This window comes from Stenotrophomonas sp. YIM B13575 (assembly GCF_042787595.1).
GTDB lineage: Bacteria > Pseudomonadota > Gammaproteobacteria > Xanthomonadales > Xanthomonadaceae > Stenotrophomonas > Stenotrophomonas lactitubi_B.
The window spans coordinates 1-11,826 of sequence record NZ_JBHZOP010000060.1; the positions used below are offsets into that span (position 1 = coordinate 1).

At 65.4% G+C, this 11,826-nt stretch carries 10 protein-coding genes; all 10 read right to left on the minus strand.

Annotated elements, in window-relative coordinates; genetic code table 11:
- Positions 1-111: 111 nt before the first annotated feature.
- Entirely contained in the window at positions 112-1,266 is a 1,155-nt protein-coding gene (locus ACFX4F_RS11190) for a hypothetical protein (protein ID WP_380655207.1), read from the minus strand.
- A 144-nt stretch (positions 1,267-1,410) separates the two neighbouring features.
- On the minus strand, positions 1,411-3,246 hold the full coding sequence (locus tag ACFX4F_RS11195) for a monovalent cation:proton antiporter-2 (CPA2) family protein (RefSeq protein ID WP_191078913.1): 1,836 nt from the start codon (positions 3,244-3,246) through the stop codon (positions 1,411-1,413).
- A 405-nt stretch (positions 3,247-3,651) separates the two neighbouring features.
- Positions 3,652-4,788, minus strand: coding sequence for a molybdopterin-synthase adenylyltransferase MoeB (moeB, locus tag ACFX4F_RS11200; RefSeq protein WP_380655212.1), 1,137 nt, complete (start codon positions 4,786-4,788; stop codon positions 3,652-3,654).
- 213 nt (positions 4,789-5,001) lie between these two features.
- Entirely contained in the window at positions 5,002-6,399 is a 1,398-nt protein-coding gene (gene der / locus ACFX4F_RS11205) for a ribosome biogenesis GTPase Der (protein ID WP_025874993.1), read from the minus strand.
- 15 nt (positions 6,400-6,414) lie between these two features.
- Positions 6,415-7,623, minus strand: coding sequence for an outer membrane protein assembly factor BamB (gene bamB, locus ACFX4F_RS11210; RefSeq protein ID WP_140227102.1), 1,209 nt, complete (start codon positions 7,621-7,623; stop codon positions 6,415-6,417).
- Positions 7,623-8,261 carry a tetratricopeptide repeat protein gene (locus ACFX4F_RS11215; protein ID WP_025874997.1) on the minus strand — a complete coding sequence of 213 codons (639 nt, stop codon included), beginning with the start codon at positions 8,259-8,261 and terminating at the stop codon, positions 7,623-7,625. The genes bamB and ACFX4F_RS11215 overlap by 1 nt, the downstream gene beginning before the upstream one ends.
- A 65-nt stretch (positions 8,262-8,326) precedes the next feature.
- On the minus strand, positions 8,327-9,187 hold the full coding sequence (locus ACFX4F_RS11220) for a RodZ domain-containing protein (RefSeq protein ID WP_099821267.1): 861 nt from the start codon (positions 9,185-9,187) through the stop codon (positions 8,327-8,329).
- Between the two features lie 18 nt (positions 9,188-9,205).
- Positions 9,206-9,991, minus strand: coding sequence for a type IV pilus biogenesis/stability protein PilW (gene pilW / locus ACFX4F_RS11225; protein WP_380655218.1), 786 nt, complete (start codon positions 9,989-9,991; stop codon positions 9,206-9,208).
- Complete coding sequence (rlmN, locus tag ACFX4F_RS11230) at positions 9,978-11,183, minus strand: 23S rRNA (adenine(2503)-C(2))-methyltransferase RlmN (RefSeq protein ID WP_032977561.1); 1,206 nt, start codon at positions 11,181-11,183, stop codon at positions 9,978-9,980. Before rlmN ends, pilW begins: the two co-directional genes overlap by 14 nt.
- A gap of 10 nt (positions 11,184-11,193) precedes the next feature.
- A complete protein-coding gene (ndk, locus tag ACFX4F_RS11235) occupies positions 11,194-11,619 on the minus strand; it encodes a nucleoside-diphosphate kinase (protein ID WP_008265389.1) in 426 nt (141 codons plus the stop codon).
- Positions 11,620-11,826 lie beyond the last annotated feature (207 nt).

An 11,826-nucleotide genomic window follows, 5' to 3' on the forward strand; every position in this document is an offset into this window, starting at 1 on the left:
GCCGGCCGCTGGCCGGCAACCTCGCAACGCTCCCTGCGCTCATGACGCTGCCAGCCAGCGGCCGGCACTACTCTCACCCACCTTTTCCAGTTCGAATCGTTCGGCATCCAGCTACCGCACCAGCTCAGTCCACAACTCCACCTGCTCCGGTGATGGATCCAGCGAACGAACAACAGCCAGCAGCCGTTCTCGTTGCTCCACTGTTGTGCTGGGTGCAGCGAGTCTCCCCGCAAGAGCAATCAACCACTCCAGATCGCGCTCCTGCCAATGTTCGATGAGTGACGTTAGTCCCTCGACATCGTTGCAGACAATGCATGCCTGGATGCGCACCATGAAACTGGAAGGCGAATGCACGGCAGGCGGTGCAGGGAGTGAAGTCGATACCTCCCGATACTTCAGAGAGGCCCCGGCAACGTAGGGATTTCGGCCCTCCACCATGAATCGCTGGATCGCTTCCGCAGACAGCGAAGGGCATTCATCGTCGTCGCTGTCGAAAAGCTCTGGCGACAGGCAGCCCCAGTTCTGGCCATCTGTTGCCACCGCGATGTGGTATTCACCCGCCGCGTACATGTAGTGATCGTCGCTGATGAAAGCCTGACCATACGCGGAGCCCTCAATGCAGAGTGAGCCATCGTTGTACTCGCCGTAGATGATGTTCTCGACATGAACATCGCCGAGGATGCGCATCGAACTGTCACGATGCCCCAGGCTCCTGGCGATCACGTCGCCGCTGACCAGGATGAAACCGGGATAGCTATAGGTGAGCTGGGTGAGCACGCCACTTACGGAAACATCGCCATCCACAATGACGCCGGCATGAAGCCCAAGATCACCCAGGCGTTCGAAGTCGAAATCCTGATGCCACAACAGACCATTGCGGAACAGCGCCAGCCGCTGTGGCAGCCCCTTGAGCGTATCCGCGCCGATGACGTTGAAAAAGGCACCCAGCAGCGGGTGAGATTCGCGCTCATCGCAGAAAAGCTCATCGGCAACGCTTCCCTCGACAATGTCCACCCTGCGCTCGCATTCGACATAGCCCTTGGATAGCCACGTCTCGGCACACTTCTGCTGGACTGCCTGCGCTTTGACTACGCTTTTGAAAGATGCGTGGACGACCAGGCAGGGCATACCAATCGTGCCCGATCGAATGCTCAGTCGACCACCTTGTTCATGCACCTCCATGAACTCATGGCGCAATGGGCATTCGAGGTAGCGGGTTGATGCGGCCTCGGATTGAACGGCAATGTCCTGCGTGCTTTCTGGCATTGATTCCTGTCTGGAACGATCTTCGTCCTGCGTCGCGACAGGACTTTTCCAAGACCGCATCCATCTTGGTTAAGAAGCAATCGACTAGTCTCGCCTTCACCGAGACAAGCTGCCATAGGATTAGTTGCAGAACCAGGCTTCAGATCATTCCTCTTCTTCTTCCGGCACGTCATCCGCATTGAGCGTGCGTGCCTTGCGCTTGGGCGCGGTGAACGGCGTCGGTGTCGGCACGCCGGGCAGCGCGGTGCCGAACACCATGTGTGCGCCGGCACGCAGGTTGCCGCCGGCCATTTCCAGTTCGAAGCGCTCGGCATCGCGCTCGCGGATCTGCTCGGCGATCTCGCGGGCGTCGTCTTCCTCCGCACCCAGCTCCACCAGCGCGGCCTGCCCGAACAGCAGCGCCGACTCGAAGGTTTCGCGGATCTGGAAATCCACGCCGGCATGGATCAGCCGCAACGAATGCTCGCGGTCGAACGAGCGCACCAGCAGCTTGGCCTGCGGGAACTGGTGCGCCACCAGTTCGACGATGCGGTCAGCATCCTCGGCATTGTTCACGCACACCGCGACCGCCCGCGCACTGCCCGCGCCCGAAGCATGCAGCACGTCCAAGCGGGTGCCGTCGCCGTAATAGATCTTGAATCCGAAGCGCTCGGCGTTGTGGATCATCTCCACGTCGTTGTCGATGATGGTCACGTCCACGTCGCGCGCCAGCAGCGACTGGCTGGCCACCTGGCCGAAGCGGCCGAAGCCGATCAGCAGCACGCTGCCGGACAGGCCATCGGCGGTATCCACGCCTTCCAGGCTGACGGTCGGCTTCGGCGCCACGCGCTTGTAGACCAGCACCACCAGCGGCGTCAGTGCCATCGACAGCACCACCACAGCGGTGAAGTTGGCATTGATGTCGAGGCTGATCACGCCGGCGCTAGCCGCGGCCGAGAACAGCACGAAGGCGAACTCGCCGCCCTGCGCCATCAGCACGCCACGGTCCAGCGCCTGCGCATGGTCGCTGCCCATCAAGCGCGCCACCACGTAGATGCACAGCGCTTTGGCTGCCATCAGCGCCACCACCAGGCCGAGGATCATCGGCCAGTTGCCGGCCACCACGCCCAGGTCCAGCGCCATGCCCACGCTGAGGAAGAACAGCCCCAGCAGGATGCCGCGGAACGGTTCGATGTCCGCTTCGATCTGGTGGCGGAAGGTCGATTCGCTCAGCAACACGCCCGCCAGGAACGCGCCCATCGCCATCGACAGACCGGACAGCTGCATCAGCAGCGCCGCGCCCAGCACCACCAGCAGTGCGGCGGCGGTCATCACCTCGCGCGCCTTCGATTCGGCCAGCACGCGGAACAGCGGATTGAGCAGGAAGCGGCCGACCAGCACCAGGCCGACGATGGCGCCCACGCCGATCGCCACCGACATCCAGCGCGAGCCCTCGCCATCGGCGCTGCCGGCGGCTGGCGCCATCCACGCGACAAGCGCCAGCAGCGGCACGATCAACAGGTCTTCGAACAACAGGATAGAGACGATCTTCTGCCCCGACGGCAGCGCGATGTCGCCACGCTCGGCCAGCAACTGCATCACTACCGCGGTGGAGGTCAGCACGAAGCCGGTGGCGCCGATGAAGGCGATCTGCCACGGCAGCCCGAACAGCTTGGCGATGCTGGTCAGCACCAGCGCGCAGGTGACGATCTGCAGCGTGCCCAGCCCGAAGATTTCCTTGCGCAGGCTCCACAGGTGAGACGGCCGCATTTCCAGGCCGATGACGAACAGGAACATGACCACGCCGAGTTCGGCGGTATGCAGGATCGCCTGCGGGTCGGAGAACCAGCCCAGCCCGAACGGGCCGATCGCCAGGCCGGCGGCGAAGTAGCCCAGCACCGAGCCCAGGCCGAGCCGACGGAACAGCGGCACCATCACCACCGCTGCGCCCAACAGGGCGACGACCTTGACCAGCTCGCTGGTCGCTGCTTCTACCGCCATGCGGTGGGTTCCCCGGAAATCGAAATCGGCCTCAACGATAGAGCAACACCGATGACGGCAATAGCACGTGTGTTGCGTTTTATTGTCTTGGATATGGAACGATCTCGGGATTGACCCCGGGCATCATCCTGAAAGCGTGCGCGCGCTTCGGTAGGTGCCAACCTTGGTTGGCACAATCCCGAAGCCATGACCTGTAGAGCCGAGCCCACGCTCGGCTGATTCCGGCCTCAGCGCGAAGAGCAGCCGAGCGCAGGCTCGGCACTACAGTAGATCCACGCCATGCGTGGATGAGCCCCAACCGGGTTCGCCCACCCCAGTAGATCCACGCCATGCGTGGATGAGGCCCAACCGCGTTCGCCCATCCCAGTAGATCCACGCCATGCGTGGATGAGGCCCCGACGCGGTTCACCCACCCCGACAAAACGCGGCGTAATCGATGTACCCGGGGAACGGCACGCCCGGCGCACACACCGGGCACTGCGGGTCCGGCCCGATGCCGGTCTCACGGAAGCGCATGCCCAGCGCATCAAAGCGCAGCAGGCGCCCCACCAGCGGCTCGCCGATGCCCAGCAGCAGCTTCAGCACCTCGGTGGCCTGCAGCACCCCGGCCAGGCCCGGCAGTACGCCCAGCACACCCGCTTCGGAGCAGTTGGGCGCGAACTCCGGCGGCGGTGGCTCCGGGAACAGGCAGCGGTAGCACGGTGCCACGCCACGCTGGCGGCCGGCATCGAACACGCTCACCTGGCCATCGAAGCGCTCGATGGCGGCGTAGACCATCGGCGTGGCGTGCTTGATGCAGGCATCGTTGAGCAGGTAGCGCAGCGGGAAGTTGTCCGAACCGTCCAGCACCACGTCGACATCCTGCAGCAGGCGGTCCACGTTCTCCGAGGTCACTCTTTCCGGCATGGCCTCGACCTCGATGGACGGGTTCAACGCCAGCAGTCGCTCGCGCGCCGAATCCACCTTCAGCTGGCCGACGCTGGCCTCGGTATGCACGATCTGCCGATGCAGGTTGCTGCGCTCGACACGGTCGTGGTCGGCGAAACGCAGGTGCCCTACCCCGGCCGCCGCCAGATAGAAGCCGGCCGGTGCGCCCAGCCCGCCCGCACCGAGCACCAGCACCCGCGACTGCTGCAGGCGGCGCTGGCCCGCCTCACCCACCTGCGACAGCAGCAGATGGCGCGAATAGCGGTCGTAGAAATCGCGGTCGGCGGCGCTGGTCAGCGGCTGCACCAACGGCAGCGACAACTCACGCCAGGCGACGGTGCCGCCAGCGACGGAGCTCACGTTCGTATAGCCCGCATCCAGCAGCGCCTGCGCCGCATCGGCCGAGCGCTTGCCGCTCTGGCAGATCAGCAGGATTTCCTGGTCCGGCAGCGGCAGGTGCGTGGTCGCGTCAGCCAGCAGCTCACCCTTGGCGACGCCACGCGCGCCTTCGGCCATGCCGCCGGCCCGCTCATGCGCCTCGCGCACGTCGATCAGCACTGCGCCATGGGCCAGGCGTGCCCGTGCCTGCTCGGGGGAAAGCTCTGGAATGCTCATGGCGCCATTATCGCGCAGGCCACGCCTACCCGCCTTGACCATAATCTGTAGAGCCGAGCCCGTGCTCGGCTGACGCGTGCAGCGCGTCCGCGGTTGACGTGCGAAAAGCAGCCGAGCATGGGCTCGGCTCTACAGGACCATCGCAAACGGGGGCTAGCGCCAGCCCATGGGCCGCAAACCAAAAAGGCGGCCCTGCGGCCGCCTTCTCGTGGATCACTTGCCCTTGACGTGCTTCATCAAGCGCCGCTTGGCCTTGACCTGCCGTTCGGTCAGCACGTTCTTCTTGCCCTCGTACGGGTTGGCACCCTCGCGGAAGATGAACTGCACCGGCGTACCGATCAGCTTGAAGCGCTTGCGGAAGAAGTTCTCCAGGTAGCGCTTGTACGACTCCTGCAGCTCCTTCAGGCGGGTGCCGTGCACGATGAAGGTCGGCGGGTTGGCGCCGGCCGGGTGCACGTAGCGCAGCTTGGAGACATGGCCGCGGATGGTCGGCGGCGGGTTGGTCTCGTAGGCCACTTCCAGCGCCTTGTTGACTTCGCTGGTGGTGAAGGTCTTGTTCGCCGATTCGTGCGCGCGGTGCACCGCACGGAACAGCTCGCGCAGGCCCGAGCCATGCTTGGCCGAGATGCGCACCGATTCGGCCCACGGCACGAAGCCCAGGCGCAGCGACAGCATCGTTTCCGCCTGCTCACGCTGGTAGTCGGTCAGGCCGTCCCACTTGTTGATCGCGATCACCAGCGCGCGGCCGGCATCCAGCACGGCGCCGAGCACGGTGGCGTCCTGGTCGGTCACGCCTTCGGTGGCGTCGAGCATCAGCACGGCCACCTGGCACTGCTCGATCGACTGCATGGTCTTGACCACCGAGAACTTCTCGACGACCTCGTCCACGCGCGAACGGCGACGCAGGCCGGCGGTGTCGATCAGGCGGTATTCGCGACCGTCACGCTCCAGGTCCACCGAGATCGAATCGCGGGTGGTGCCCGGCACGTCCGAGGCGATCATCCGCTCTTCGCCGAGGATGCGGTTGACCAGGGTCGACTTGCCCACGTTCGGGCGGCCGACGAAGGCGATGCGCACGCGGTTCGGATCGTTGTCCAGCTCTTCGCCGCTGCCCTCTTCCGGCAGGCGCTGGATGACTTCGTCCAGCAGGTCGTCCAGGCCCTGGCGGTGGGCGGCCGACACGGTCAGCATCTCGCTGAAGCCGTAGCGGGCGAACTCCGAACGCACGGTGTCCTCGTCGGTGCCGTCGATCTTGTTGATCAGCAGCAGCGTCGGCCGCGACAGCTTGCGCAGCCAGGCCAGGATCTCATCGTCCATCGCCGAGGTACCCTCGCGGGCATCAACGACAAACAGGATCAGGTCAGCTTCGCCAGCGGCAGCGCGGGCCTGGCGCGTGGTAGCGCCAGCCAGGCCTTCTTCTTCCTCTGCGATGCCGCCGGTATCGACGACGAGGAAATGGTTGTCCTCGTCAAGCCGGCAGACGCCATAGTTGCGGTCCCGGGTGACGCCGGGCTGGTCATGGACCAGGGCGTCACGTGTACGGGTCAGTGCATTGAATATGGTCGACTTGCCGACATTCGGCCGTCCAACCAGGGCGACCAAAGGCAGCATCGCGATTACTCCGTATTAATTTGCCAACCGGAATGCGGTCAGCTTGCCATCAACGTTCTGCACCAGCAGCACTCCATCGACGACGATTGGCTGGGCCAGAAGCGCATCACCGCCGCTTTTCGCCCGCGCCGCCATCGCGCCATCGGAGGCCTGCAGCCAATGCAGGTATCCCTTGTAGTCACCGACCACCACGTAGTCGCCGTGCAGCGCCGGACCGGTCAGCGAGCGCCGGGCCAGTGCGGTCTGCGACCACATCGCCGCGCCGCTGGCCTTGTCCAGGCCGAACACGCCGCCCTTGTTGTCGGTAACGAAAACATTGCCCGAAGACACCGCCACACCGCCGGCACCGCCGTGGTCACGCGCCCAGAGGGGGCGACCGGTCGGGCCTTCGATGGCCATGGTCTGGTTCTTGAAGCTGCTCACGAACAGCGTATTGCCGTCGAGCACCGGAGCGCCATCGACGTCGGCCATGCGGTCCAGCTCGGTACGGCCTTCGCCGGTGCCGACGTTCTGGTCCCACAGCGTGCGGCCGTCCTGCATGGCCAGCGCAGCGACGCTGCCCTCGTCCTTGCCGATGAACAGCACGCCCGGACCGGCCACCACCGCCGCGTTGCCGCGGACGGTCAGCGCCGGCAGCTCGCTCGGGTTGAACCACTTCTGGGTGCCGTTGCCCGCATCGAACGCGGTGACGCGACCGTCATTGCTGCGCACGAAGACCATGCCCTGGGCAATGGCCGGCGCGGCGATGACTTCGTTCGGCACGCGTGCGCGCCACTTCTCGCTGCCATCGTTGATGTCCAGCGCGATCACCTGGCCATCGAGGGTACCGATGACCACCAGGTTCTCACCGACGCCCGGACCACCAGACAGCCGCAGCTTGGCCTTCTTCTTTTCCTTCTTCGGCTCCCAGGTCCAGACCTTCTTGCCGGTCTGCAGGTCGATGGCGTGCACGCCACCGGTGATCGCCGCGGCGAACACGTGACCGTTGGCCACTGCCGGGCCCTGGCGCACGCCGATGCGGCGCTCGCCCTTGCCCAGGTTGACCGACCAGGCCTTGTTGACCTTCAGGGTCGGCTCGAACTTCACCAGTTCCGCCGGCTCCTGTGCCTTCTTCGCTGCTGCGTCCTTGCCGGCGAACCAGCCCTTCATGGTGCTGCAACCGGACAGCGCCATACCGAGCAGGAGTACGGTGGCGACGCGCGTGATCATGACCTTCTGACTCATCAAACCGACTCCGCAGGGGCGGCGACGGTGCCGCCGGCGTCCATAACCTTGGTTTCAAGCAGTCGCCGCTGCGGCGCTGCCACGTCCAGCGTCTTCAGCGCCTTCTCATACTGTTCGCGGGCCGCGTCACGCTTGCCCTGCGCCATCAGCGCATCGCCATGGATTTCCAGGCTGCTGCTGTCGGTGGCGCTGCCCAGCAGCTTGATCGCTTCATCGCCCTTGCCGGTAGCCACCAGCAGGCGTGCCACGCGCTGGTCGACCACGCGCTGCAGGTCGCCTTCGACCTTCACCGCGCGCAGGGTAGCCAGCGCTTCTTCATTCTTGCCCGCATCGACCTGGGCCTTGGCCAGCTGCAGCGCCGCCAGGTCGCCGTAGATGCTGGACGGGCCAGCCTCCAGCGCCTTGACCGCCTTGGCCGCGTCGTCGAGCTTGTTCTGCTGCAGGCCCACCAGGGCCTTCTGGTACTCGACATTGGCCGAGGCCAGCTTGCCGCCCTGATCCTTCTGGTACCACTGCCAGCCGGCAATGGCACCGATGGCGATGACTACGCCACCGAGGATGCTGGCGCCATTCTTCCGCAGCCAGCTGCGGACGCGTTCACTTTGTTCGTGCTCGTCGAGCAGGTCGTCGATCGCCATGCGTACTCTCGCCCCGCCCATCGGGAGGGACCATTGGGATTAATCGAAGGTGGTGAAACCGCGCCTCAGTGCGAAACCGGGACTACGGAGCCTTCAGAGGATACCTGAAAGCGTGCCACGTTGGCTCGCTGGTAGGGGGTCAGATCGACGATAGCGCCGTTCTGCTGAACCTGGACCGCCGAAGCATTGCCCAAGGTGACGCGGGCAACCTGGCCCGGCGTGAAGCTGCGGCTCTCACCGGACTTGATGAGCGCCTTCTCCACGGTGGCGCCATCGGGGCCACCGATATCGACCCAGCTGTCGCCGCTGAACTGCATGTCCAGGTTGGCGGCAGGCGCCGGCGCGGCGCGCGGCACCGGGGCCAGCGAGGCAACGTAAGGGGTAGCGGTCGGCTTGGCGACGGGTGCGGCCGCCACTTCGGCGGGCGCTGCAGCGGCGGACCCGGGACCGGCCGGGGTAACCGGTACGGCGGCCGGGATCACGTCCAGCGAGGCAGTGCTCGGCGAGGGCGCGGTGCCATCGAAGTGGCCACGGGTGGCGAACCAGACCGGCACCGCCAGCACCGCGGTGATACCGACATACAGCACGCGACGGCCGAGATTCTCGGCGATGCGGCGCGCACGCGGGGTATGGGTGTGGCTGACCAGGGTCGGCGGAACCACCGGGCCGACCTGGGCCTGCTCCAGCAGTTCACTGACATCGACCCCGAGCAGGCGGGCGTAGCTGCGCAGCTGGCCGCGCACGAACACCGGCGCCCCCAGCTTCTGCCACTGCTCCTGCTCGAGCGACTTCACCACTTGAACCGGCATGCGCAGGCGCTGGCCGACGTCTTCGAGGGTCAGTCCGGCGGCCTCGCGGGCCTGGCGCAGGCGGGTGCCGCAGCCGGCCACAGTCTCGAGATCGCTCACAGTCTGGTCATCAATCACAATGCATCAACCCTGGAGTTAGGAGCCCGCGTCCTGCGGAAATTCCTGTCGAATCCGCTGAAGATAGCGATCAGATGCTGCCTGATCACCTAGCCGCGCCTCGATTTCAGACGCAAGTTGTAACACGGAACGCGTGGCCGGTGCAGCCGCAATCCTACGTTCGGCGAAGGCGCGGGCCTCCATGAACTGGCCGCGACGGAAGCTCAGCTGGGCCATTGCCTCCAGCGCGACCGGGTTGCCAGGCACCTGGGACAGGGCGGCACGCAGGTTGCGTTCGGCGCGATCAAGCTGGCCAGCATCCAATGCACAGCTGCCGCCGTTGGCCTGCGCCTGGGCCGGCGTGGTGTAGCTGGGCGCCTGCAGCGCACGGTCGAACCAGGCCAGCGACTCGGCAGCCTGCCCGTTCTGGCACAGCCAGGCACCATAATTGTTGAGTACGTCACCCCGCTGCGGCGCCAGCTCGGCGGCCCTGCGGAAGCCTTCCCCGGCCTGCCGGGTGCGGCCGCGCTGATCATCGATGCCGGCCAGCAGCACCAGTGCATCGGGGTCGGCAGGCGACAGCTTGATCGCGTCGCGCGCCTTGCGCTCGGCGGCATCGAGGTTGCCGCTCTGCATGTCGCGGACGGCCAGGGCGAGCAGATCCGCCGCGCGGACCTGGCGGCGAACGCCTTCGGGATCGCGGACCGAATAGACCGTCGCCTGGCTGGGACCCAGCTTGGCTTTGGGTTGCGATTTGCACGCGGTGACCGAGAGGGCCAGCACGCCTGCAAGCAGCGCCAGCCAGATGCGGTCAGGCAGCAGCATCGCTCCCCTTCCCTGCCTGCAGTGTCTTGTTGAACTCGGCCTGGCGGCGGGTACGATCCATCACCTGGCCCTTGAGCTGGCCACAGGCGGCATCGATATCGTCGCCACGGGTACGGCGCACCATGGTCAGCACGTTGCTGTCGAGCAGGATCTTCTGGAAGGCGCGGATATGCGCTTCTTCGGAACGCTCGTAGCGGGTGCCCGGGAACGGGTTGAACGGGATCAGGTTGACCTTGCCCGAGTCCCTGGCCTGCACCGCGTTGTCGAACTGGTGCATCAGCCGCGCCAGCTGGCGGGCGTGCTCGGGCTGGTCGTTGATGCCCTTCATCAGGGTGTATTCGAAGGTGACCGATTCGCGGCGCTTGTTGGCGCGCAGGTAGCGTGCGCAGGAGGCCATCAGCTCGGCGATCGGGTACTTCTTGTTGAGCGGCACGAGGGTCTCGCGCAGCTCGTCGTTCGGCGCATGCAGCGACACCGCCAGCGACACGTCGCTTTCGGTGGACAGGCGGTCGATCTGCGGCACCAGGCCGGAGGTCGACAGGGTCACGCGCTTGTTGGCCAGGCCGTAGCCCAGGTCGTCGCGCATCACGCTCATGGCGCGCACGACGTTGTCGAAATTCATCAGCGGCTCGCCCATGCCCATCATCACCACGTTGGTGAGGCGGCGCATCTGGTGCGGCACGTTGCCCAGGTGGCGCGCCGCGATCCACACCTGGCCGATGATCTCGGCGGTGGTCAGGTTGCGGTTGAAGCCCTGGGTGGCGGTGGAGCAGAACGTGCAGTTCAGGCCGCAACCGACCTGCGAGGACACGCACAGCGTGCCGCGGGTCTTGTCGGGGATGTACACGGTCTCGATGGCGTTCTTGCCATCCACGCCCATCGCCAGCAGCCACTTGTGGGTGCCGTCGGCGGAAGGCTTGTCGAAGATGATGTTCGGGACGAGGACCTCGGCATGCTCCTGCAGCTTGGCGCGCAGGACCTTGCCGAGGTCGGTCATCTCATCGAACTCGGTGACGTAGCGATGGTGGATCCACTTCATCACCTGATGGGCGCGGAATTTCTTCTCGCCGAGAACCTCGACGAAAAACTTCTCCAGGCCCGCGCGATCGAGGTCGAGCAGGTTCTGCTTGCCAGCCGTGGGTGCCGACTTCGGCAGCGGCTGGATGGCGATTTTCTGTACGACCTCGTTCACGGCATTACTCTCAGCGCGAGACGACTTCGGTGGCGGCGAAGAAGTAGGCGATTTCAATCGCTGCATTCTCGACCGAGTCCGAGCCGTGGGCGGCATTGGCATCGATGGATTCGGCGAAGTCGGCGCGGATGGTGCCCGCAGCGGCTTCCTTCGGGTTGGTGGCGCCCAGCAGGTCGCGGTGGGCCAGGACGGCGTTCTCGCCTTCCAGGGCCTGGATCATCACCGGACCGGAGATCATGAACTCGACCAGTGCGTTGAAGAACGGACGCTCGCGGTGCACGGCGTAGAAGCCTTCGGCTTCACGGCGCGACAGCTGCTTGTACTTGGCGGCCACGACCTTCAGGCCAGCCTTTTCAAAGCGGGCGTAGATTTCGCCGATGACGTTCTTGGCAACGGCGTCCGGCTTGATGATCGAAAGGGTGCGCTCCAGCGCCATGGGATGTCTCCAATGGAATCGGGCCGCTGATGGCCCGAAGGGTAACAAAAAAAAAGCCGCGTCGAAACGCGGGCTTAGCCTGATAAACGTGCGCGGATTGTAAAAGATAAAGTCCGTGCGTGGTAGAGGGCCGTGCGGCCCTCCTGTAGAGCCGAGCCCATGCTCGGCTGGCCTTTGGGCCGAAGAGCAGCCGAGCATGGGCTCGGC